Source organism: Microcystis aeruginosa NIES-4325, assembly GCF_008974145.1.
GTDB classification, from domain to species: domain Bacteria; phylum Cyanobacteriota; class Cyanobacteriia; order Cyanobacteriales; family Microcystaceae; genus Microcystis; species Microcystis aeruginosa_G.
On the sequence record NZ_BJKP01000019.1, the window covers coordinates 1 to 22,545 of the forward strand.

Genomic DNA, 22,545 nt, shown 5'->3' on the forward strand with positions numbered 1-22,545 from the left:
ATGTTGGTTAAGTTCTTGTTGTTGCTCTGGAGTCATTTTTGTCTTTTCCCTACTCTTTTCTCTATCCCATACCCAATTGATGCTTTTGTCAAGTAGTTTATTTGTTCTTCAGCTTTGACTTGCTCCCTAATTGACTATCTGGCCGATCCAAGGCAAATGCCTGAATTCTTTTGTATAGCTCTGTCTGTTGAAAGTTCATCGTCCCTAATGGGCTATCCATAAACCCGGCCTCCCGAAAAAACTGTTTCTAGTCGTTTATTTAGGCCGAAGAGGCTTAACTATGGGTGCAGTTTAAATTTCTTTACAAAAAGCTGGATGCCAACTATCCCTCTTTCATCCCAAAGATAGAGCCAATATTCTCAACAATCAAACTCATTCATCTGGGCAATAAGTCTCGGAAACCCAAAAGAAAGTTAAGGAAAGTGACAGAACCGGTTAGGTGAGGATAAAATACCAGTGGTCGCTTTAATATCACCTGAATAGTCGGTTTTTGGTGTCTTTCCCGAAACTATCGGCTGCTACCACTGGTTTGCTGTTGTTTGTTGTTGTAATCTGAGGAAATATAGTTCTTGCGTTCCCAAGCGCCTGAACTGCATTTGTCTCTATAGTAACAATTGTAACAGACAATACCCAGTTTGTGTAAAAAAAAGTAAACAATTTGGTAAAAAATTATTTTTTGCGGTAATCTTCAACCCTCTGAGGACAGCCCCAGATTACTGTTTCCTGTTTGTAAACCACCATACCTGGCTTGGCGCCCTTGGGTTTATAGACGTATTTGGGACGGGTATAGACGACGGGAACCTGTTCACTATGGCGAGCGCGGCTATAATAAGCGGCGTAATCGGCGGCAAATTGCAGATCGGTGGCGTCTGGAACTGTACCGGGGGTTAAACGGAGTAAAACGTGACTACCAGCGATTTCTTGACTATGAAACCAGATATCGTAATCGCTGGCGCTACGAAAAGTTAGCCGATCATTTTGACGGTTATTTCTGCCAATCCATAATTCTATTCCAGAGGGAGTAGTAAAGCGCATGGGTTCGGATTCTTTATTATTCGTCCGATTACGCTGGTAATTGCTTTCTAGATACTTTTGTTGAATTAATTCTTCTTGTATCTCGTCTAGAGCCTGTAAATCTTCGCTGCTGTTATAATTCTCTAGTTGACTTAAACTCGATCGCACCTGTTCGAGATAATTAATTTCACTGACCACTTCCTCTAATAAAGGTTCCACCGCTAACCGCGCCCTTTTTAATTTCTGATGTTGTTTATAAAAATATTGGGCATTCTGTACGGGATTTCTTTCGGGATCGAGAGGAATAATTACAGGTTTTCCTGTCTGGAAATCCGCCAAAGTAATGCTAGTCATTCCCTGCTGTATTTGCTGGAGATTGGCCATTAATAAATCCCCTTGCTCTTTATAGCGATCAGCATGAGCGGATTCTGCTAGTCTTGTTTGAAATCCCGCCGCTTTAGTTTGCAGTTTAGTCAGTAAAGAGATGACTTTTTGATTTAACTTTTGCTGTAGTTGTCGAAAGCTTTCTTGATTAATTTGATCGCTATAATAACGGTTTAATAATTCTTGGACATTTTTAGCCGTTGCCAGCATCTCCCCACCGATCACTGTATAACCTTCCCTTGTCCATCCGGGTTGAAAGGTTTTATTTTCAAGGATTGTTAACCATTCTTGCCAAGCTAAAAAGAGCTTTTTCCAGTCAGTATTATCTAACTGATCGGTGTTTAATTTCGGGTTAATCTTGGCTTTTTGTAATAGCGATCGAGCGATGACGGGACTAACCCCACGATAGGTACTAACTAACTGTTTTTCGATAGTTTTAGGGATTAAACTAACCCTAGCTTGCCAACTGCTCAAGGATTCTTCTAAACTGGGATCTGTTGCCAATAAAACGGGGGGTAGTTGATAGATTTGTCCCGTTTGTACGGTGCGAACACTGGACTGGGTGGCATTGACTTGATGGGCAACGGTCACAATTTGCTGATCGGCAGCAGTTAAAATCACATTGCTATATTTGCCCATAATTTCTATGTACAAATGCCACACCGCCGGATCATCGGGACGTTTGGCAAATTGCAGATCGATGACTCTTTCCCACGGGGCAACAAATGCTAATTTTGTTAGCGCAAAACCATTGAGTTGATGACGCAATTGATCGCTGAAAGTGAAGGTATCAGGGACTTTTGGCGGTGGATCACCAATATGCAGCCGCGATCCTTGGGGATGCCAAGAAATAATTAACCATCCCTTGCGATCGAAGGTTCGTAAATGGAGGGCGATCGTTTGGCGATCAATTTGATACACTTGTTCTAGTCTAGCTGGTAGCCAAGTGGCGGCAATTTCGGCACAAGTGGCGCTGAGGGTGGTAAAATCTACGGATTGCATTTTCAGTTATCAGTTATCAGTTATCAGTTATCAGATTTGAGTTTTAAGTGGACAGTGTTATCTAGCAGTTGCCGTTTTCTCTTCACTGATTACTGATTACTGTTCACTGAAAAGCCACCTAACCTCGATCACCTTTTTACTTTTTACTTTTATAAAAGGGTTTTTTAACGACGGTAGCGGGGTAGGTGCTGCCGCGGATTTCCACTTCGATCGCTTGTCCGATCGCAGCGAAAGGTGTGGGAAGATAGGCTAAAGCGATCGCTGTGTTTAAAGTTGGTGATAAAGTGCCACTGGTGACTTTACCCACCGCTTCCCCGGCAAATACTACCGGATAATCGTGACGGGCGATATGTTTGCCGGACATCTGCAATCCCACCAAGCGCCGATTCACACCATTAAGTTTTTGATCTTCGAGGACATCGCGACCGATAAAATCGCCTTTTTCTGGCAGATGAACCAACCAATTCAGGCCAGCCTCCAGAGGACTCGTGCTATCGTCGATATCCTGTCCATAAAGGGCTAAAGCTGCCTCTAAACGCAGGGTATCCCGGGCCCCTAAACCGCAGGGAGTCACCCCTAAATTTAAGAATTCTGTCCAAAGTTGCTGTCCGATTTCAGGAGGGGCCATAATTTCAAAGCCATCTTCTCCCGTGTAACCGGTCCTAGCGATAAAAACTTTTTCCCCAAAAAGCTGGCTTTCCCAGTGATTAAATAGGCCAAAATCGCTTAATTTTTCCTCGATCAAGGGCTGTAAAATCGTGGCTGCCTTGGGTCCTTGCAGGGCAATTAAGACCCTTTCTCGGGATAAATCCTCTAATTTGACCCCCGATCCCTCTAAATTGCCTAAAATCCATTCTCGATCTTTATCGGTGGTTGAGGCATTAACAATTAACACGCCTTGGCTTTCGCTTTGGTAGTAAAAGATAATATCATCGATTATGCCACCGTCTGAGTTAAGTAAAACGCTATATTGTGCTTTTCCTGCCCTTAAACGGGCTAAATTAGAGGGAACTAGGGTTTGGAGAGATTGAACCAGATTATCTCCAGTTAAGATAAATTTGCCCATGTGGGAAATGTCAAACATTCCGACATCATTGCGGACAGCATTATGTTCGGTTTTTAGGCCGCTAAACTGTATCGGCATCTCCCAACCCGCAAAAGGGGTAAATTTGCTGGTTTGTTGGGCAATTAGGTCGTATAAGGGGGTACGAATAGCGGGGGAAGTTGCTTCTTGGTTAGCCACGGTGTTCTCGATCGAATGGTTTTCTGCCTAGAGTAGCATAGCAGTAAACAGTTATCAGGAGGCGGTCGGCAGGAGATAGGAGATAGGAGATAGGAGATTATTTTTATTTATTCTCCCCACTTCCCCACTTCCCCACTTCCCCACTTCCCCACTTCCCAATTCATAATTGCCACTCCCTTAACCTTTCTCGCACTCTGTCAATGGGAATTGCGAAACCGCAGCCCAATCTAACGGCATATTCTAGGGGTTTGGGAGTGGAGGGATTATCACAAAATAAACTCGCTTGGGAAATCACTCCCACCACTTGATTTTTATCGTTTAAAACTGGACTTCCCGACTGTCCAGAAACGACAAACATGGACAAACTTAAGGATTTTTGGTTATGATCATTAACAGTGCCTTTGCTAATAGTCCAATCTTTTTGATTAAAAGGATTACCGATCGAGATTACTGGTTGATTAGCGGCAATTGGTAGGGGTGCTAAAACTAAAGGTTTTAAATCTGGGGGGGGATTTTTTACCTCTAATACTGCCAAATCGAGCCAGTCGTTGGGGGGGGTAATGTGGAGAATTTTAGCTTTTGAACGCTTGCGAATTTTTCCCTTCGGTGGTTGGCTATAATACTCGACAAAAATGCGCGCCTCTGCATCAATTTCTTGACGGTAATTCGTGACCACATGGCGATTAGTCACGATCCAAGCTGTGTCTTGATCTCGTTTTAATAGCCAACCAGTGCCGATACCATTTTTATTTTGACTGCGCAGGACAATTTTAACAATTGAGCGTTTTAAATTCACCAGAGGATCACTCTTAACACTGGGAATTATCTCTGGCATTTTCAATAATTCGGGATGATCGTGAATTAATCGCCCCCGTTGGATTTCCTGTAAAATAAATCTAGCTTCTGATAAATTGGGATCGATTTCTACGGCCTGCCGACACCAATTTAGACCCTCATCGATCTGACCCCTATTGATATAAGTATAACAGAGATTTTCGTAAATCTTGGCATTTTTGGGACTAATTTGGCGCGCCTGTTGAAAAACTGCCATCGCTGCCCCTAGTTTTCCCTGTTCCGCTAAAGCTTTGCCTAAATAATTATAAATATCCCCATCTTTAGGGGCGTAAATTAAAGCCTGTCGATATATTTGCTCTGCTTGCTCCCATTTTCCCTGTTTTCCTAGGGCTTCTCCTAATTTTTTGTAGGTTTCACCCTGATTAGGTATCAATTCTAGAGCTTGCTGATAGGCATAACTGGCCTCTGGCCAGAGTTGCTGTTCACTGTAGGCCTTTCCCAGATAAAAATAGGCTTTTCCCTGACTAGGATCGAGAAAAACCGCTGCTTGCAGAGCTTTCGCAGCCTCATCCCAACGTTGTAAACTATAGAAAGCTTTTCCTAGCTGAAATTGCGCTTTAAAAGTTGGTTTAATGATAATTGCTTTTTGGTAAGCATCGATCGCCTCTGACCATTTTTCCTCTTGGGCGAAGATGTCTCCCAAAGCCACTAAATGATTACTTTGGAAGGGTTTGATCGGTGGTTTATTATTAACGATAAAGGCACGATTATAGGCTTGTAAGGCTTCAGAATAGCGTTTTTGACTTTGTAAGACCTGAGCGATTTTTATATGGGCTTGGCTAGAATTTTCGTCAAAAGATAAAACTGTTCGGTAGGCAGACAGAGCCGATTCCTTCTCCCCCTCCGCCAAAAGTCGATCGCCTTGCCAAAGATAAGCCAAGGCAATCAGATAAAAAATAGCAAAGGGAGCGGCGGCGATGAAGGCAATAATTAAAAATATTTGCAGGGGTTTGCTAGAATAGCGGCGACCGATTTTAAGCTCTTTTCTTTTCATCTCTTGGTTAGGATAAACAACAGGACAGAGGTGGTTCGATAGGTGTAATTAATTTGGTGTATGTACTTATAGGGGATGAGGGCAATAGTTAAAGTTGTGATGCCTACCACTATAGGGAGGATCGAGATAAATTAAATCATTTTTTTGATTTAAAGAGATAGTATCACGAAAGTCAGCGACGGCAAAAGTCCAATCGGAATTGTAGATAATTTTGGCAACAGCAGTGACTTGATTGACAATTTTGGTGATATAGGACTGGGCAAATCTTTGGTCTTTTTTACAGTTTGGTTGTAAGTTAAAACCCAGATTATATCCAGTGATAAAAGCTTTGATGATCTGCTAAACTTTTAATTGATGATACCAGTTTAGTTTTGATACCTTGACATTTAATCGGGGGAACAGCGAGGACTGTATTCATTGGCAGTTAATATCAACTTAAATGAATAAACTGGGAGACACTTTAAACATTTCTCCTAAAATTTTAGCTTGAGTTTTACTAATCAATCGCTCTAAATCAGCTTGTTTCATGTTGTTAGCTGACCTTAAGTGTAATAATACTTCCTGCGGTGAAGCTGGTTCAGGTTGAGGTTGTTTGGCATCAAAATTCTTAATAATTGTCGCCATTAATTTAACCATCGCAGTTTCTTCTGGTAGTCGATCCTGTTTACTAATTAGATTAAGGAGAAGATGATGCGCTTGCTCATATTCTTCGTCGTTTTCAATAATCTTGAGTTGAAATTTAGTCAACAGTTGATTATAAATATTTTGATTAATTGCTAGGGTCATTTTTCTTTCGGTTAGACTGAAATTTTTGGGTGTGTTACTACTGAATTTAAACCAGTGATTTTAACCAACTGTACCAAGCATCTAAACCTTCTCCTGTGGTAGCGGAAACTTGAAAAACTTTCAGATTGGGATTAACTTGATAGGCGTAATCTAAACAGCGATCGAGGTTAAAATTAACGTAGGGTAGTAGGTCTATTTTTGTCAAGATCATGACTTGAGAAGCGTGGAACATATAGGGATATTTAATCGGTTTATCTTCTCCTTCGGTGACGGAAAGAATGACGACTTTGGCATTTTCTCCCAAATCAAATAAAGCAGGACAAACTAGATTACCGACATTTTCGATCATGACTAAAGAATTCATCGGTGGATCGAGTTCGATTAATCCTCTCTCTACCATTGATGCTTCTAAATGACAACCTGTTCCAGTGTTAATTTGGATAACCTGACAACCGGTTTCACTAATTTTTTGGGCATCATTAGCTGTTGCTTGATCTCCCTCAATGACACTGATAGGAATAGCGCTTTTTAAATCGGCAATTGTACGAGTTAACAGGGTAGTTTTTCCCGAACCGGGAGAGGAAACCAGATTAAGGGCAACAGTTTTTCTCCCCTTCAACCAACCGCGATTTTGTGCGGCTAACAGATTATTTTTTGCCAGCAGATTTTGCTCAACTTGGAGAATGTTACCATGAATTTGAGCGTGAATTTCCGCAGGATGATGGGGATGCTCATGCTCGTGATCGTGATGGCTATGACTAATAACAGTACCATCGGCTAAAATATGTTCATGGGTTCCCGTTTGCGGATTAGTTAATGTTACTTCCGAGTTATCAGAACAACCACAGGTTACACACATAAGGATTCTGTCTCCAACGATTTGAGATTTAATTCTTGACCCTGTAAAATGACTATATTGCGACTACCACATTGATCGCAGATTCCGTAGGGATATTCTAGTTCTAGCTCATTTCCACAATCTTGGCACTGTCCTAAACCAGAAATTTGCAGAATCTCTAACATTGCCCCCTCTATATTAGTACCTTGACAACAGCTATCAAAACAAAAAGCGATCGATTCTGGCATAATTGCCGTTAGTTTACCAATCTCTAACACCACGCGCTTAACTTTCATTCCTCGGGAATGTTCTAAAGCAAGTTCGATAATATTTTGGGTGATTCCTAGTTCGTGCATTTTCAGTTATCAGTTATCAGTGATCAGGGAAATTTCAACTAAAACCCCAAAACCCCAACTATCTGTTTTTTTACTTTTCACTTTTTCCTTTAAAACTGTCTCCTGTCTAATTAACATATTCTCGGTAATTGTTCACCGACTAACATATCGAGAATTCTGTTAGTGCCGAAAGGGGTTTTTAAGTAAACTAAATTGGGGGGAGAAGCAACGACTTCCCCGATACAAGCGGCATTTTTACCGTCAGGATGGGAACGCATCACTGCTAAAACGCGATTTTCTGCCTCCGGAGGCACGACAAGGACTAATTTGCCCTCATTTGCTAGATAAAGCGGTTCTAAACCCAACAATTCGCACATTCCTCGCACTTCTTCCCGGATGGGGATCGCCGTTTCCTGAACCTGTATTCCCACCCCTGAACTTTGGGCAAATTCGTTTAAAACTGTGGCTAATCCGCCTCTAGTGGCATCCCGCATCGCTTTAACTTGCGGGCAAACTGCCAGAATTGCAGAAATTAAAGAATTCAGGGCTTGACAATCACTTTCAATTGTGCATTGTAGGTCTAATTCGCCCCTGGCAATCAGAATGGCGGCGCCGTGATCCCCCAGAAAACCGTTAAGCAGAATGCGATCGCCAATTTGTAAATTATTCGCCCTGGAATTGATTCCGGCTGGAATTACTCCCACTCCAGAGGTATTAATAAATACTTGATCCCCTTGTCCGTTGGGAACGACTTTTGTATCCCCAGTGACGATTTTTACTGCTGCTTTTTCTGCGGCTATTTTCATGCTAGTAACGATGGTTTTTAGTGTGTCGATAGATAAACCTTCTTCGAGGATAAAACTACAACTGAGATAGAGAGGAATTGCCCCACCGACAGCCAAATCATTAACGGTTCCATTGACTGCTAAACTGCCAATATCACCCCCCGGAAAGAATAGGGGAGAAACCACATAGGAATCGGTGGTAAATGCCAAGCGATCGCCGATATTAGCTAAATCTTTAATCTCAAATCGGGCTTGATCTTCAAGGGGTGCCAGTAAGTTATTATCGAAATTATTAACGAATATCTCGTTAATTAAATCCCGCATTGCTCTGCCACCACTGCCATGGGAGAGAGTGATATTTGTGTCGGTAATTTTGTTTTTTTTTAATCTTAAAGAAGCTGAAGGAGTGCTAGTCATAAATTTGAGTACAGCAGTTATCTTGATGGTGAGGTAGAAAGTTTTCGTTTTGTCGAGTCGGTGGTCGATACCAAATTAGGTTAGACTTGATCTTGATGAGAAACGCTAGTGAAATTTAAAGACGATCAACGCGGCACAGATTCCAGTTTACCTTCTTTTCGTCTGAACATCTCCCCCATGTCAGGGCGTTATAGCTGACAGTGAGTCGCTATAATAGAATTTGCTGATCGCTAACTTCTCCCTCAGTAAAATTTCTATGACTGGCAGACTGAACAAGCTACAACAAGATTTAAAGAACATAGAAACGGAAGTGGCAAATTTAGCCGAAAAAATGCGAGAAAAATACCGAATTTATCTTGATTTACTTGGTGAATCTCTCTATAAACAGGCGATCGGGGCAGTGTATTATATCTGTACCCGTTACTATGGGGGGGAATTTCTGGCCCTTTCCCACAGCAATCGTCAGAAACTGCAAGAGGATATCAAAACTCTAGGACAAGAGGCTAAAGCCAGTTTACAGCAATTGGGTGAGCAGAGCTTCGATCAGGGGACATTTTCAGGGGTAGGATTCTCTAAAAGTCCAGCAGAGACAGTTAACACCCCAGATTTCCTGAAACTTGTTCTAGACAAACCGGAAAACCTAGCCGCAACTGGAGAGATTAATAACCCCGATATTTTACTTTATTGTTGTCGAGTGCTGGAAAAAAACTGTATCGAGATTCTCAATCATCTCTCTAGACAAATTAATCAGCAACTACAAAAAGCTTATATTCTTCCACCTCATCTACCTAGTCAAATTATCGATATGGCAATTCAAGCGGGAGAAGAGGGACAATCCCTAGGTGGAGGAAATAATATGTTAAACATTTTAGTAGAAGCTAAAAACCCTGAACCAGAGGAAGAAAAAGAGGAAGATGATGGGGATGATCATGATTTTTCAAGTGGCAAAGTCACTAAAGTAACGGCGATTCATCTACGAATAGCTGAACTTGAATTTGCCGACACGCGCTTAAGTGTCGAAAGAAATCAAATTCGCTCCCTTTGGGAACAATTAAATCGTCTAGGGGAACAATATCATCGTATTCGCAAAGAATATACTATCGCTCAAGCGGAAGCGGCGTGGCGCAGTAGTTGGTATGATTAATCAGTTATGATCAAACAGAGGTATTAGGGAAACATAATACTGGGAAATTTGGAATCAAGAGGCAATTATGAAAGGGGAAATACCCGACTGGGTGAGATTACAAAAAGCCTTATCTGTAGAAGCGGAAAAAGGTTATCCCGATCTCCAGGGAAATCAATACCGTTTTAGCGAGTTTTTCTGTCTTAGTTTCGGGGATAATCCTCCCGTGGGAATTGCCACCAGTGAGAGAAATCGCTGGCGAGAATTAGCCCAAAAATTTGCCAAATATTCTCAATTTAATCCCAGACAAAGACAACAATTAGTCGCCGAAACTCGCAATTTTTTGCAACAATTACGGCAAACTTTAGAAGCAACCCCCACCCCAAAAGAACCAGCAGCGGCGAAAATTATTAACACTATTCCTATCACTGCAAAGGCTAATTCTCCACGACAAGTCACCCTCGAACAACCCTTGAAATATCTAGCGGAAGTGGGAGAGAGAAAAGCCAGTCTTTTAGAAAGATTAAACCTCCACAAAGTTGAAGATTTATTATATTATTATCCCCGGGATCATGTGGATTACAGTCGTCAAGTCAATATCGCTAATTTAACCGAGGGGGAAACGGTAACTTTAGTGGGGAATGTCAAGCGATGTAATTGTTTTAATAGCCCCAAAAATACCAAGTTAGCTATCTTTGAATTGCTCTTACAGGATCGCAGTGGACAGATAAAATTAAACCGTTTTTATGCGGGAACTCGCTATACTAATCGTGCTTGGCAGGAAGGACAAAAAAAACTCTATCCCGTCGGTTCGGTGGTGGCGGTTAGTGGTTTAGTCAAAGCGGGAAAATATGGGTTAACTTTAGAAAATCCTGAATTTGAATTATTAGACAGTTCTGGGGCAAGTATTGAGTCCTTAAAAATCGGGCGTATCCTGCCGGTTTATCCCCTCACCGATGGAGTACCCGCCGACCTAATTAGAAAGGCTGTAGTCGCCGCTTTTGGGGCAGTAGAGGCGATAAAAGACCCCCTACCTTTCGGTCTCAGAAAACAATACGGATTAATCGATTTAAAAACAGCAATTACTAACATTCATTTTCCCAATAATTCCGAGATTCTCAGTCAAGCGCGACGGCGATTAGTCTTTGATGAATTCTTCTTTTTACAATTGGGGTTTCTGCGGCGGCGGCAACAGTATCGTCAGACACAGGAAAGTGCTATTTTTAGTGCTAAGGGTCAACTAATTGATCAATTTAATCAGATAATTCCCTTTCAATTAACCAATGCTCAAAAACGAGTTATTGAGGAAATTTTAGAGGATTTAGATTCTAGCACCCCGATGAATCGTCTTGTGCAGGGGGATGTGGGTTCTGGCAAAACAATTGTCGGAGTTTATGCTATTTTAGCAGCCCTACAATCTGGTTATCAAGCGGCATTAATGGCTCCCACGGAAGTTTTAGCAGAACAACATTATCGTAAATTAGTTAGCTGGTTTAATCTCTTACATTTACCCGTGGAATTATTAACTGGTTCCACAAAAACCTCTAAACGGCGAGAAATTCACGCCCAATTAGAGACAGGAGAATTACCACTTTTAGTAGGAACTCATGCCCTAATTCAAGATGCAGTTAATTTCCGCAAATTGGGGTTAGTTGTTATTGATGAACAGCATCGCTTTGGGGTACAACAAAGGGCAAGATTATTAAGCAAAGGAGAGTCTCCCCACGTTTTAACCATGACAGCAACACCGATTCCCCGTACTTTAGCTTTAACCCTACATGGGGATTTAGATGTGAGTCAAATTGACGAATTACCCCCCGGACGGCAGCCGATTCAAACCTCCGCTTTAAATGGCAATCAAAGAAGGGCTGCCTATGATTTAATTCGCCGTGAAATTGCCCAAGGCAGACAAGCTTATGTGATTTTTCCCTTAATTGAAGAATCGGAAAAATTAGATGTTCGGGCTGCGGTGGAAGAATATCAAAATTTATCAGAAAAGATTTTTCCTGATTTTAATATCGGTTTACTCCATGGTCGCATGAGTTCCGCAGAAAAAGAGGAAATCTTAACAGCTTTTCGCGATAATATTCTACAAATTATTGTCTCAACTACGGTTATCGAAGTGGGGGTGGATGTTCCCAATGCCACGGTGATGTTAATTGAAAATGCCGAACGTTTTGGCCTTTCACAATTGCATCAATTACGGGGGCGCGTGGGCAGAGGTTCCCATCAATCCTATTGTTTACTTTTAAGTGGCAGTAATAGTGCTAATTCCCGTCAAAGATTGACGGTTTTGGAACAATCCCAAGACGGCTTTTTTATCTCGGAAATGGATATGAGATTTCGCGGACCAGGGGAAGTTTTAGGACAACGACAATCGGGTTTACCAGATTTTGCTCTCGCTAGTTTAGTCGAGGATCAAGATGTGTTAGTTTTGGCAAGAGATGCCGCCGAAAAAATTATGTTAGATGATCCCCATTTAATCACTTTGCCCAATTTGAAACAAGCTTTAGACGCTAAATATCAACGGATGTTAGGATCGGATATTTTAACCTGATTTAGATGTTCAGTGATCAGTGAAAAGACAGCAGAAAACTACCATTTGATGAGGCTCACTTAACACATACTGCTCACTCAAAACTCAAAACTTAAAACTTAAAACTTAAATCTGATAACTGACGACTGATAACTGATTCAATTAACCAAATTTAATCATTTCTCGCCCTGCCATCACGGGTAATTCCCCTTTTAAAATCGGAATCAATGTCTCGCGAATTCTGTCCGCATCGGGGGGACAACCCGGCATAAAAATATCGATGGGAATGACTTGATGGACGGGCAGCACTTGATCTAATAATTCGGGAACGATACCGGGTTCTTCTGGTAGTTGAGGTGTGTTATCTCCTAACTCTAAATAAGCCCTTTTTAGCACGGGATCGGCAGTTCCTAACATATTCCGCATAGCGGGAACATTAGCAGTCACAGCGCAATCACCAAAAGAAACGACGGTTTTGGTATTTTGACGGACTAGATGAATTAGTTCTAAATTATCCTGATTAGCGATCGCTCCCTCCACTAAACAGACATCGACATTTTCGGGATAGGTTTTCAGATCGCAGCCGACGGGACTATACACCACGTCAACTTTTTCGGCTAATTCTAACAGCCATTCGTCCAAATCGAGGAAGGACATATGGCACCCCGAACAACCGGCTAACCAGACAGTAGCGAAGCGAATTTTAGACATAATTTTAATTCCTTGTTTGTTAGGTTTGGGCAATAGTGATTACTAGCTAATAGAAAAGCGGCTGTTTACCGAGGGGCGGGTTTTTGCCTGTCTCGACAAGTTCCTGATTATCTGCAATTAAAGAAAAAAGATCGATCCCCTTCCATTCTTGCAAAAATTCACAGATTAGCTGTGGTGTCCAATTTTCACCTCTAAAAAACTTAAAATTTTTCGTGTGGACATTGAGAAAAAAATGCAAGATATTACATTGATCCTGCGCCCCGAAAATAGTCCCCTTGACTGTCCAATTATCCACACTACTGGCGTAATCCTCGATCGCCCGATCTGCGGCCGCCACACGCTCTCGGTATTGATCACAGAATTGGCGAAGCATCTGGGGAAATCGCCCAACTTCGGCGAAAAGTTCGATCGCGGACCAAGCTAAATTGGTTGGTTGAGATTGATAATCCAGCAGGGATAGACAGCGATCCAAGGCTTGCAGAAAGATCTGTTCGAGATTTGTATCATTCATAACATTATTGATTCGCTTGACGCAGTAGGGTGGACCAACCATATTGAGCTTGAGCGATTTCGTGAGCAGAAGGCTGATTCATACCCTGATTAATCACTAAATCCGATTCTAAGATTTCGTGTTCTAAAAAGACACGATCAATCACCGTTCCCTGTCCTCGCGCCATCCTCAACCACGCCTTTGCCATATCAATACTAGGCCAAAATTCATACTGACTGACACCGCTACCGAAAGCGTAGTCCTTTGCTCGTTGAGTTTCCCGATCAGAAATACCGCAGTAATCGGAAATCAAGCGAATATCTTCATTCATCTCCATAATCTCGTCATACAGAGCCATTTCCGCCCGCAGATACTTGCCATAAACCCCTAGATGTCCCCAACGAGCGTTTTGAGAATCTACCATTTTTCGCTAACGCGTCCATTGGTGTTGAGTCCTGGCGTTAACTAAAAATTCCAACTTCGAGCGATCTTCCTCTTTTTCAGAAACGGCGGAACCCTTGCGGAATATGGCTCCCGTTGGACAAGCGGCAACACATTTGCCGCAGGAAGTACAGGCAGAAACGCTGCCCCAAGGCTGATCCATTCCCGCAATAATTTTATCTTTTTCGCCGCGATAAGCCAGATCCCAAACGTGGGCCCCTTCAATTTCATCACAGACTCGCACACAACGGGTACAGAGAACACAACGATTATGATCGATACCGAAAAGAGGATGGGAAATATCCACTTCTCGCTTGGGAAAACGGTAGGGAAAACGACTATGATCCATACCCACTTCGATGGCTAAATCTTGCAATTCACAGTTACCATTAGCCACACAAACCGCACAGACGTGATTGCCTTCCGCGAATAATAATTCCACCGTCATTCGGCGATATTCTTTCAGTTTTGGGGTATCGGTATGAACCACCATTCCTTCCGCCACTTCCGTTACACAGGCGGGTAATAATTTATTAATACCTTCAATTTCGACCAAACATAAGCGACAGGCGGCCACTTCGGAAACCCCATCGAGATGACAGAGGGCGGGAATTTTTATTCCTACCTGACTAGCTGCCGCCAGAACTCGCGAACCTGCTTCGATCGCTACATCTTTGCCATCAATGCTTAAAGTGATTACGGACATAAAAATTATTCTCCTTGAGGATAATATCCCTCTTCTTTCCATAAGCCACAGTTTGTGGCCAAGGGTAGGATTTTTACAGAAAGTTTTAATGACTTAAATCTATAATATGCCAGCAATTTTGGCTCTCTTGGGTTTGCTGGGTAAAATGTATTCTAGAGCGAGTGCAACGAACCACGAAGACAGAAAGGACACCAAGATTTATCGCTACTATATAAGTTAAACTTATCATACAAAGAATAAGAGAAGCAAATTTTTTGATTATTAACCACTTGACAAAGTGGCTACATCAGTGGCATTAATTTGGTATAGGAAGTTTTCGGGAGTCAGTCGTCAATACCAAATTAGCCTACACTTCATCTTGATAAGAAAGGCTATATTTTTTGCAGCTGCTTAGGGAAATTATGGCCACTAATCCTCTTAACTCGCTCATTTTAGGGCAGATTAGTCATCTCTGTGAGCAATACTCGATCGAAAGTCGTGTCCTCGAGGATTTTGCTGATTTTGTCATCCAAAACCACCGTAAAAAGTCTCCCAAACCATCGTTAACTAAATCAAAAGCTAAACCCACCACCACAGTCCAAAAAGTTAAACCTTTAACTCTAACGCAACTTAAACAGGCAGTTTATGCCTATTTTGAGGTTAGCAATACCACAGAATTAAAAAAATCGAGTATGTTTCAAATGGCTACTAGAGCCTTTGATAATATCAATTTATCTCAGCGAGAAAGTTGGGAGGTTATCTACAGGAAATATATCGGTATTCTTCCCGAAGAAGATTACGAACAGGGGAAAGATTGTATCAACGGTATCAATATTTTTAAATATTTTCGTCCCTATCGTGTTTTCGAGCTTGATCCAAACACTGCCAGCAAGGAAGACATTAAAAATGCCTATTATCGTCTTTCTAAGATCTATCACCCTGATAACCAAGAAACAGGAAACTCTCACATCTTTGATCGTTTAACTGTGATGTATAAGTCTATCACCACGGAGATAAAATAATCATGCCTCGCAAAAAAGAAATTTTTACTATCAGAGAAGCTGAACTAATTCAATGGCTTTCCATTTCTCATAAGAGATTGGATGAAATCGTTAGCTTTTTTGATGCCGATCCTAATGATGATTGGGATTTAGTTGAAGGTGTCGATTATCAATTTGTCAATAAGGAGAAGAAACTCCGTAACTTTTCCCCTAAAGGTGCTTTTAAAATTGCTTCCTATATCGAGAAGAATGAAAAGCGAGGAATTTTCTACAAATTTAAAGAATTTTTTACTAAGCACGATCAAAAAATTCGTCGCTCTTTGGCACGAAAATTAATTTTTGCTGAACTCACTGAAGCTGGCGAAATTCAAGTTTATCAAGGACTGGCTATGATTCATAAACAGAGTTTACGGCGAATTTTAGAAACTAATGGCAGCAAGCTAAATAAAACCGTGAATCATCTTCAGCAAAGAACTGATAAACCTCTAGAATTAGGAGTAGATTTTTACGAAGATGAAAAAAGAGAGTTTTGGTTCTCTGAAAGTGGAATAGTGATGATTTCTAAATCCATGAGTGAAACTTTGACGAATAAATCACGCCAAGAAATGTGTAAAATGATTGCAATGGAGTTTCCTCGTGCCTTTAAAGAAATTCAGGAACATCTAGATGACGATACCAAACAAAAAATCGAGATTGAAAAGGCTAAAAAACGAGCCAAAACTAGAGATAAAAACACTTGTCAGGTGACAGGTCAGAAACCTGATAAAGATGTAAAATTTAATCTCGCTGTCCATCATCTTTACTCTGTCCAGAAATATCCCCATCTAGCGACATTAGATCTGAATTTGGTGACTATTAAAGAAGAAATTCACCAAGAATTCCACGGTAATTTAGGGGGATTTCATCAACCTTGTACCATCGAGGATTTTATCGAATTCTTGCACATTTACTATCCTGAACATGAAGGTAATTTAGCCTTAAAACTTCAGAAAACTAAGAAAAAACTGGAAAAATTAGCTAAATAATCAGGTAATTAGCGGGGGTGATTCGCTAGTAGCGATGAACGCTTAATGCTTTGCTTTGTTAGCCAATTATAGCCCCTCAGATGGGAAATAGAGGGCTGATGGTGGAGGGGAAAAGGGAATCGATCGAGAGCCATGATCGGGATAAAACCGGTAAAATTCGCCTATTTTCAATAAATCTCTTGATTTTGACCCCTAAAAGCTGACGGCGGATGGCGGAGATTGATTGCAGCAAAAAGCGCAAAAATGATTACAATCGATCCAAAATATCAACGACTAGGATTAAATGGCTACTCATATTGTTACTGGTGTCGCGGGTTTTATCGGTTCTAACTTGGCAGAAAAGCTTTTAGAACAAGGAGATCAGGTGATCGGCATCGATCAATTTAACGATTATTACGACCCCAGTTTAAAGCGCAAAAATGCTGATATACTAGCAAAATATCCCGAATTTAAGTTAATTGAAGCGGATATACAAGCCCTTGACTGGAGACAACTGTTGCAAGGAGTAGAAGTATTATTCCATCAGGCAGCCCAAGCAGGAGTCAGAGCAAGCTGGGGTGATGGATTTCGTCAATATACCGAAAGGAATATAAATGCTACTCAAATCATTCTTGAGGCCGCTAAGGAAACCCCTTCTTTACAACGGATGGTTTTTGCTTCCACTTCCTCGGTGTATGGCAATGCGGAAACGATGCCGACTCCCGAAACCCTTTGTCCCCAACCGGTTTCACCCTACGGTATCACCAAATTAGCGGCAGAAAGACTCTGTTGGCTATATCACCAGAATTTTAACGTTCCCGTCACTGCCCTGCGTTATTTCACCGTTTATGGACCGCGGCAACGTCCCGATATGGCTTTTCATAAGTTTTTTCAAGCAGCTATCGCAGGTAAAGCCATTGGTATCTACGGGGATGGCAAACAAACCCGCGACTTTACCTTTATTAGCGATGCTGTGGCCGCTAATTTAGCCGCTGCCGTAGTCCCGGAAGCGGTGGGGGAGGTGTTTAATATTGGTGGGGGTAGTCGCGTGGTTTTGCTGGATGTCTTGGATACGATGGAAAAAGTTATCGGTAAACCAATCGAGCGATCGCATCAAGGCTTGGCCCGAGGAGATGCCCGTCACACCGCCGCCGATGTCACCAAAGCCCGTACTATTCTAGGTTATAATCCCCAAGTCTCTTTAGCCGAAGGATTAGCCCAAGAATGGCAGTGGATTCAGGAATTATATTGTTAACGGGGGCAATATCCTTAATAATCAAAAAATCTCCCTTTTACAGGGAGATTTTGGGCAATGTCTAGGGTTATCCCCCGACAAACTACACTAATTTCAGATCGGGATAATTGGCGAGAATGTCATCTTGACTGAGAATATCACCCTCGCTTTGGGGAGTCCAAATCACTTCTACGGCTAAAAGTCGATCGCCTCCCATACTACCAATTTGTTGCAGGGCTTGTTTCAAGTCTTGGGAATCATTAATTTTAGGTAGGGAAAATCTACCAACAATGCCGGCTAAAATAGTCACCAAAATATAGCCTTCTGGTGCGGTTTTAGATAATTCCCCAGCCGATTGGGGTAAAATATTGTCTGTAGAACCTTGACGCAGTTGATTATTGTAATTAGTTAAGGTTTCCGCCGTTAGTTTACCGCGTTCGTTGAGAGACCACTGATTAAACTTCGCTTCCGCACTGCTCAGGCTGGTTTGTTGGGAATCGACGTTACCATAAACCCAGTATTCCGGATGACGTAACAGGGCGAGGGCCGATTCTTGTAAGACTTCGACTCGTCCCTCGGAGGTGCTAGTATCGACTGTTAGGGCGATTTGATTTAATTCTTGTTGCAGATAACGGGCATTAGCCAACAAACCCACCTGTACTTTAGCCACGGAGACGGTTTCATATCCCGGTTCAACAGCCATACCATTCTCATCACTGCCTCCACCACTGCGGAAAGCATTAACGAGGAAATTGGCAATAGCAAAAAAGATTAACAGAGAAATTAAGCCACCGCCACCACCACCCCAAAAGAAGGGTAAAAGGAAGGGAAAACCAATACCTCCACCGTAACCCGGTGAACTGTAACCACCACCTCTAGAAGGGCTAATACTGCGACTAGGGGCGCGAAAACTACCGCCCCCCATTCTACCCCCCGATGCCGCTAAAGCACTGGGAATAGAACCGAAAATCAGCGTTGTCACTAATCCTAGAACTAATAGCGGCTTGGCAAGCGATCGAACTTTAGTTAAAATTTTGTCAATCATAAGAACACCGAAGCAACCCTTTATTTACTAGGATAACCAGTTTCTCCCTCAGAGATAGACAAATCTTGAAATCAGTTATCAGTTATCAGTGATCAGTTATCAGTTATCAGATTTGAGTTTTCGGTTCACTGATTACTGTTTACTGTTTACTGATCACTGAAAATTTATGACTTGGAATTTCTCCCCTCCCACGGATTCACCTTTAGGCGATCGCGAAGTCCCCTTAGAGAGTCATCATCTCTGGGGTAAAAGGATTGCTTTACTGGTAACGGGAGGGATTGCGGCCATGAAAGCGCCGCTAATTGCCCGATCTTTGCGGAAATTCGGGGCTACAGTCGTGGCTTTTGTCTCGGAAGAAGCTTTAAGATACGTCACTAGGGAAGCTTTGGAATGGAGTACGGTTAATCCCGTAGTTAGTCAATTAACGGCAAAAGCAGAACATTTAAGCGATCAATCTCCCTTTGATCTTTATTTAGTCGCCCCCGCTACCTATAACACGATTAATAAGTTTCGTTACGGAATCGCTGACGGAGTGATCACTTCATGCTTGGCCTCGGCCTTGGGACGACAGGAAAAGGGAAAAACTAAAATTCTGCTTGTCCCCACCATGCACGGCAGTTTACATAATGCTATTCTGAGCGAATCTTTGCAAACTCTCGATCGCTGGGGAGTCGAGATTATGCCACCCCGGGATGATTACGGTAAGCACAATCTCCCCGGAGAAAAAGAGATTACCGTGGCAGCCTGTGGGATTCTCAGTAATTCTGTGCTGAAAAATAGGCCGATTTTAGTCACTGGTGGACCCACACCCGTGATTATCGATAATATCCGTCGTTTAACTAATCGTTTTACTGGACAGTTAGGAGTCGCTATTGCAGAAGAATTATACCTGCGCGGGGCAAAGGTGCAGTTAATCCACGGACGCGGCAGCTATACACCCCCCGCTTATTTACCCCACGAAATTATTGAAACCTATGACGAGTATCTAGGGAAGGTGATGGGAGAATTAGAGAGTAAAGATTATCAATTTGGGATTTTCTCGGCGGCAGTGGCAGATTATCGCTTAGAAAACCCTTTTTCTGGTAAGATTCCCAGTGGAGGGCAGTTAAATCTTAATTTTGTGCCGACGGAAAAGGTGATTGACAAGGTGAGAGAAAATTTTCCCGATTTAGAGATGGTGACTTTCAAGTATCAGGAGGGAGTCAGTCAGGAGGAGTTACTGGAAATCGCCCGCAAACCCCTAGAAAAGGGCTATCAAGCCGTCATTGCTAATCGGGGTGAGGAAAAGGGCAGTCAAGGGGAACAGGTGGCTTATTTGGTCACAAAAGCGGCACTGGGAAAATTTATCGGGAAAAAAGCGATCGCTATTGGCATCGCCGAATATTTAGAACAGCGAGCCAAAAATGTTACAATCGAAAAAATTTAATATTTTTTAATATTAATTTGCAAAAATTTAGGGTAAGACAGTCATGGGTAACATCAACTTCGTCAAAGAGAATAAGATCGTGGTAGCGGCAGATGGAGCGAATTTACGAGAGAAAGCAATCCAGAATGGCGTTGATATCTACACTTTTGGCGGTAAATTGATGAATTGTGGCGGTTACGGGCAGTGTGGTACTTGTATAGTGGCAATTGTCGAGGGGATGGAAAATCTCTCAGCTAAAACCGACTTTGAGCAGCGCTGTCTGAAGAAAAAACCCGAAAATTATCGTTTAGCCTGTCAAACCATGGTTAATGGCCCTATTAGCGTCCAAACTAAACCAAAATAGCATTTAGCGGTTTTTGGCTGCGGCCTGGTCAGTGATCAGTGATTGGCGATCACCGATCACTGATACAAACTAACTAGGAACAATATTTAAGAAAGCATCGAAGTCTTTTAATGCTTCTTGGAACTGATTAGCAGCAAGACTAGCATCTTTTTCTTTGGCTGCCGCATCGATACGTTCAAAGTGAACGAAAAGATTTTTCGCTAACTGCTTGGCTTTTTCTTGGTCTTTGGGCAGTAAATTACGGGATAATCCTACCATTTCCTGACGCAATTGCCCCAACGGACCGTGGATATAGGTGCGAGTATCTACCCAATTTTTGTCAGCGATGAGGTCTTGCAAAACGCTCATTTTTTGGCGAAATCCTTCTATGGGTTGGATATAAACCTGTAACTGTTCGATTTTTTGCGGACTGTAAACGGTGGGGATAGTTGCTTGGGGACCACTGCAACTAACCAGCAGGGTAGTAACTAGGACTAAAACTAGGGAAATAATCGAGCGAAGACGTGGCATTGGTTTATATGTACTATTTAACAAACTATTGACGTTCTCTCCCGATAACCAGTCAAGCTATCGGGACGATTTTTACTTTATCAGGTTGTGGGATTCCCAAATCAGATTTCACTCCCAACGACCTTGACAGTAACTCGGTGTTATTGACTAGAGGTGATCAAACTGTTTCATAAAAGCTCGATCAATCCGATCTTTCCATAACCATAGTAACGGTGATTGCCATGCGAAACCGCCCCAAGATGCGATCGCTTGTTGGTCTCCTGTCCCGATTAAACTCAGATAATTTTTCTGGGGAAAATAGGGTTTTAGTGGCTGATTTTGCAGAATTCTTCCTAAATTATCGAACAGAGGTTTTCCTTGTCGGACGGCAAAAACTCCCGCTTTCGGACGGGGATAATCTGGAATCGTGGCAATATCTCCCACGGCAAAAATATGGGGATGGGAAAGAGATTGCAGATAATTATTCACTAAAATAAACCCTTTTTCATCTGTCAGTAATCCTGACGCTTTAATCCAACTAGGGGCCGAGGCAGCCGTTACCCAAATTGTATAATCCATGGGGAAAACTAGCCCCGATGAACAGATAATCCGATCTGCTTGCACTGCCGTCACATCCGTTGATAAATATAATCTAATTCCCCTTTGTTTAAAAATATTCTCTAAACGTTGACTGACCCAATTATTATGGTTCGGTAGGAGTTTTTTTCCTCGATGAATTAGAGACAAATTCAAATTACTGCTAGAGTTGAGAGTTTTGGCCAAACGGGACTGCATATTTAAAGCTAATTCAACTCCGCCTGCACCACCACCAACAATGACGATATTTAGAGTATTATTAGGGTTTTTAACCGCTTTTTTGAGGATTTCTTGCCATCCTTCCCGAAAAATCGGCACTGGTTTGGCGGGAATAGCGTACTCTTTAGCACCGATAACATTATCTACCTCTGGGATGCTGCCGATATCGATCGAGAGATAATCAAAGGGAATCTGTAAAGAATTATCACAAATTACTTGACATTTTTCCGTATCTATGAAATTAGCTTTAGCCAAACAGAATTGCGCTTGAGAATACCTAGCTAGAGAAGGTAAATCGATATGAGTCTCAGCAAAATCATAAAAACCGGCGATGTGGCCGGGTAACATTCCCGAATAGGGGGTATGGGTGACATCGCTAATTAAAGTTAATTGAACGTTTTTTAGGGGTGATTGCCCCCAAAGACGAAGGGCGATCGCATGACTGTGACCACCACCGATAAAAACTAGGCGCTTGACTAAATCCATAAAAAAAGGGGATTGCTGCCGGAAAAGTTAAATTCTAATGAATATATCTTCTGGCACAGAAA

General features: G+C 42.1%; 22 protein-coding genes. 7 read left to right on the forward strand and 15 right to left on the reverse strand.

The features are described 5' to 3' along the window. Positions 1-669: 669 nt before the first annotated feature. From MiAbW_RS11750 to hypE, 8 genes are all read right to left on the reverse strand, one after another. Positions 670-2,400, reverse strand: coding sequence for an Rqc2 family fibronectin-binding protein (locus tag MiAbW_RS11750; RefSeq protein ID WP_151696271.1), 1,731 nt, complete (start codon positions 2,398-2,400; stop codon positions 670-672). A 136-nt stretch (positions 2,401-2,536) separates the two neighbouring features. Continuing rightward, on the reverse strand, positions 2,537-3,643 hold the full coding sequence (gene gcvT / locus MiAbW_RS11755) for a glycine cleavage system aminomethyltransferase GcvT (RefSeq protein WP_151696272.1): 1,107 nt from the start codon (positions 3,641-3,643) through the stop codon (positions 2,537-2,539). A gap of 160 nt (positions 3,644-3,803) precedes the next feature. Next, positions 3,804-5,492, reverse strand: coding sequence for a serine protease (locus MiAbW_RS11760; protein ID WP_151696273.1), 1,689 nt, complete (start codon positions 5,490-5,492; stop codon positions 3,804-3,806). 66 nt (positions 5,493-5,558) lie between these two features. Continuing rightward, a complete protein-coding gene (locus tag MiAbW_RS20570) occupies positions 5,559-5,828 on the reverse strand; it encodes a DNA adenine methylase (protein WP_151696320.1) in 270 nt (89 codons plus the stop codon). Between the two features lie 99 nt (positions 5,829-5,927). After that, positions 5,928-6,278 carry a helix-turn-helix domain-containing protein gene (locus tag MiAbW_RS11770; protein WP_151696274.1) on the reverse strand — a complete coding sequence of 117 codons (351 nt, stop codon included), beginning with the start codon at positions 6,276-6,278 and terminating at the stop codon, positions 5,928-5,930. Positions 6,279-6,324: 46 nt separating this feature from the next. After that, positions 6,325-7,137, reverse strand: a complete 813-nt coding sequence (gene hypB / locus MiAbW_RS11775) for a hydrogenase nickel incorporation protein HypB (RefSeq protein WP_151696275.1) — start codon at positions 7,135-7,137, stop codon at positions 6,325-6,327. Further along, entirely contained in the window at positions 7,128-7,472 is a 345-nt protein-coding gene (locus tag MiAbW_RS11780) for a hydrogenase maturation nickel metallochaperone HypA/HybF (RefSeq protein WP_151696276.1), read from the reverse strand. The genes hypB and MiAbW_RS11780 overlap by 10 nt, the downstream gene beginning before the upstream one ends. Positions 7,473-7,582: 110 nt before the next feature. Further along, a complete protein-coding gene (gene hypE, locus MiAbW_RS11785) occupies positions 7,583-8,653 on the reverse strand; it encodes a hydrogenase expression/formation protein HypE (protein ID WP_151696277.1) in 1,071 nt (356 codons plus the stop codon). 256 nt (positions 8,654-8,909) lie between these two features. On the opposite strand from hypE, the gene MiAbW_RS11790 reads away from it, so the two are divergent. Then, positions 8,910-9,797: a hypothetical protein gene (locus MiAbW_RS11790; protein WP_151696278.1), complete on the forward strand. Its 888-nt coding sequence runs from the start codon at positions 8,910-8,912 to the stop codon at positions 9,795-9,797. 67 nt (positions 9,798-9,864) lie between these two features. After that, on the forward strand, positions 9,865-12,333 hold the full coding sequence (recG, locus tag MiAbW_RS11795) for an ATP-dependent DNA helicase RecG (RefSeq protein WP_151696279.1): 2,469 nt from the start codon (positions 9,865-9,867) through the stop codon (positions 12,331-12,333). Positions 12,334-12,474: 141 nt separating this feature from the next. On the opposite strand, the gene MiAbW_RS11800 is transcribed toward recG, so the two are convergent. The 4 genes from MiAbW_RS11800 to hoxU are packed head-to-tail and all read right to left on the reverse strand — an operon-like array spanning position 12,475 to position 14,660. Then, positions 12,475-13,023 carry an oxidoreductase gene (locus MiAbW_RS11800; protein ID WP_002740992.1) on the reverse strand — a complete coding sequence of 183 codons (549 nt, stop codon included), beginning with the start codon at positions 13,021-13,023 and terminating at the stop codon, positions 12,475-12,477. A 46-nt stretch (positions 13,024-13,069) separates the two neighbouring features. After that, positions 13,070-13,534 carry a hypothetical protein gene (locus MiAbW_RS11805; protein ID WP_228009545.1) on the reverse strand — a complete coding sequence of 155 codons (465 nt, stop codon included), beginning with the start codon at positions 13,532-13,534 and terminating at the stop codon, positions 13,070-13,072. Between the two features lie 4 nt (positions 13,535-13,538). Beyond that, the gene (locus MiAbW_RS11810) at positions 13,539-13,937 is read right to left on the reverse strand and encodes a hypothetical protein (protein ID WP_151696281.1); all 399 of its coding nucleotides are present in this window, start codon (positions 13,935-13,937) and stop codon (positions 13,539-13,541) included. A gap of 6 nt (positions 13,938-13,943) precedes the next feature. Next, a complete protein-coding gene (hoxU, locus tag MiAbW_RS11815) occupies positions 13,944-14,660 on the reverse strand; it encodes a bidirectional hydrogenase complex protein HoxU (RefSeq protein ID WP_002760545.1) in 717 nt (238 codons plus the stop codon). Between the two features lie 401 nt (positions 14,661-15,061). Here hoxU and MiAbW_RS11820 point away from each other — a divergent pair, with 401 nt between their 5' ends. The 3 genes from MiAbW_RS11820 to MiAbW_RS11830 all read left to right on the forward strand — a co-directional run bounded on the left by MiAbW_RS11820 (position 15,062) and on the right by MiAbW_RS11830 (position 17,899). Beyond that, positions 15,062-15,661, forward strand: a complete 600-nt coding sequence (locus MiAbW_RS11820; RefSeq protein WP_151696282.1) for a J domain-containing protein — start codon at positions 15,062-15,064, stop codon at positions 15,659-15,661. A gap of 2 nt (positions 15,662-15,663) precedes the next feature. Continuing rightward, positions 15,664-16,665: a hypothetical protein gene (locus MiAbW_RS11825; RefSeq protein WP_151696283.1), complete on the forward strand. Its 1,002-nt coding sequence runs from the start codon at positions 15,664-15,666 to the stop codon at positions 16,663-16,665. 283 nt (positions 16,666-16,948) lie between these two features. Continuing rightward, entirely contained in the window at positions 16,949-17,899 is a 951-nt protein-coding gene (locus tag MiAbW_RS11830; RefSeq protein WP_151696284.1) for an NAD-dependent epimerase/dehydratase family protein, read from the forward strand. Positions 17,900-17,981: 82 nt separating this feature from the next. Here MiAbW_RS11830 and MiAbW_RS11835 read toward each other — a convergent pair whose 3' ends face one another. Next, positions 17,982-18,923, reverse strand: coding sequence for a DUF1517 domain-containing protein (locus tag MiAbW_RS11835; RefSeq protein WP_151696285.1), 942 nt, complete (start codon positions 18,921-18,923; stop codon positions 17,982-17,984). Positions 18,924-19,089: 166 nt separating this feature from the next. Here MiAbW_RS11835 and MiAbW_RS11840 point away from each other — a divergent pair, with 166 nt between their 5' ends. Next, on the forward strand, positions 19,090-20,349 hold the full coding sequence (locus tag MiAbW_RS11840; protein ID WP_151696286.1) for a phosphopantothenoylcysteine decarboxylase domain-containing protein: 1,260 nt from the start codon (positions 19,090-19,092) through the stop codon (positions 20,347-20,349). Positions 20,350-20,392: 43 nt separating this feature from the next. Further along, positions 20,393-20,692: a 2Fe-2S iron-sulfur cluster-binding protein gene (locus MiAbW_RS11845; protein WP_002790976.1), complete on the forward strand. Its 300-nt coding sequence runs from the start codon at positions 20,393-20,395 to the stop codon at positions 20,690-20,692. Positions 20,693-20,761: 69 nt separating this feature from the next. Here the strand turns inward: MiAbW_RS11845 and psbQ are convergent, their stop codons facing one another. Both psbQ and MiAbW_RS11855 read right to left on the reverse strand, forming a co-directional pair. Further along, positions 20,762-21,202, reverse strand: a complete 441-nt coding sequence (gene psbQ, locus MiAbW_RS11850) for a photosystem II protein PsbQ (RefSeq protein WP_002737745.1) — start codon at positions 21,200-21,202, stop codon at positions 20,762-20,764. Between the two features lie 147 nt (positions 21,203-21,349). Continuing rightward, on the reverse strand, positions 21,350-22,483 hold the full coding sequence (locus MiAbW_RS11855) for an FAD-dependent oxidoreductase (protein WP_151696287.1): 1,134 nt from the start codon (positions 22,481-22,483) through the stop codon (positions 21,350-21,352). Positions 22,484-22,545: the final 62 nt, after the last annotated feature.

What these genes read in the sequence shown, in the direction of transcription:
- MiAbW_RS11760 (WP_151696273.1), bottom strand. Translation starts at nt 5,492, where the DNA reads ATGAAAAGAAAAGAGCTTAAAATCGGTCGCCGCTATTCTAGCAAACCC.
- MiAbW_RS11830 (WP_151696284.1), top strand. Translation starts at nt 16,949, where the DNA reads ATGGCTACTCATATTGTTACTGGTGTCGCGGGTTTTATCGGTTCTAAC.
- MiAbW_RS11790 (WP_151696278.1), top strand. Translation starts at nt 8,910, where the DNA reads ATGACTGGCAGACTGAACAAGCTACAACAAGATTTAAAGAACATAGAA.
- MiAbW_RS11750 (WP_151696271.1), bottom strand. Translation starts at nt 2,400, where the DNA reads ATGCAATCCGTAGATTTTACCACCCTCAGCGCCACTTGTGCCGAAATT.
- hypE (WP_151696277.1), bottom strand. Translation starts at nt 8,653, where the DNA reads ATGACTAGCACTCCTTCAGCTTCTTTAAGATTAAAAAAAAACAAAATT.
- MiAbW_RS11800 (WP_002740992.1), bottom strand. Translation starts at nt 13,023, where the DNA reads ATGTCTAAAATTCGCTTCGCTACTGTCTGGTTAGCCGGTTGTTCGGGG.
- MiAbW_RS11825 (WP_151696283.1), top strand. Translation starts at nt 15,664, where the DNA reads ATGCCTCGCAAAAAAGAAATTTTTACTATCAGAGAAGCTGAACTAATT.
- hypB (WP_151696275.1), bottom strand. Translation starts at nt 7,137, where the DNA reads ATGTGTGTAACCTGTGGTTGTTCTGATAACTCGGAAGTAACATTAACT.
- MiAbW_RS11840 (WP_151696286.1), top strand. Translation starts at nt 19,090, where the DNA reads ATGACTTGGAATTTCTCCCCTCCCACGGATTCACCTTTAGGCGATCGC.
- MiAbW_RS11770 (WP_151696274.1), bottom strand. Translation starts at nt 6,278, where the DNA reads ATGACCCTAGCAATTAATCAAAATATTTATAATCAACTGTTGACTAAA.
- MiAbW_RS11845 (WP_002790976.1), top strand. Translation starts at nt 20,393, where the DNA reads ATGGGTAACATCAACTTCGTCAAAGAGAATAAGATCGTGGTAGCGGCA.
- MiAbW_RS11835 (WP_151696285.1), bottom strand. Translation starts at nt 18,923, where the DNA reads ATGATTGACAAAATTTTAACTAAAGTTCGATCGCTTGCCAAGCCGCTA.
- MiAbW_RS11805 (WP_228009545.1), bottom strand. Translation starts at nt 13,534, where the DNA reads ATGAATGATACAAATCTCGAACAGATCTTTCTGCAAGCCTTGGATCGC.
- MiAbW_RS11780 (WP_151696276.1), bottom strand. Translation starts at nt 7,472, where the DNA reads ATGCACGAACTAGGAATCACCCAAAATATTATCGAACTTGCTTTAGAA.
- MiAbW_RS11820 (WP_151696282.1), top strand. Translation starts at nt 15,062, where the DNA reads ATGGCCACTAATCCTCTTAACTCGCTCATTTTAGGGCAGATTAGTCAT.
- MiAbW_RS11810 (WP_151696281.1), bottom strand. Translation starts at nt 13,937, where the DNA reads ATGGTAGATTCTCAAAACGCTCGTTGGGGACATCTAGGGGTTTATGGC.
- MiAbW_RS11855 (WP_151696287.1), bottom strand. Translation starts at nt 22,483, where the DNA reads ATGGATTTAGTCAAGCGCCTAGTTTTTATCGGTGGTGGTCACAGTCAT.
- recG (WP_151696279.1), top strand. Translation starts at nt 9,865, where the DNA reads ATGAAAGGGGAAATACCCGACTGGGTGAGATTACAAAAAGCCTTATCT.
- hoxU (WP_002760545.1), bottom strand. Translation starts at nt 14,660, where the DNA reads ATGTCCGTAATCACTTTAAGCATTGATGGCAAAGATGTAGCGATCGAA.
- psbQ (WP_002737745.1), bottom strand. Translation starts at nt 21,202, where the DNA reads ATGCCACGTCTTCGCTCGATTATTTCCCTAGTTTTAGTCCTAGTTACT.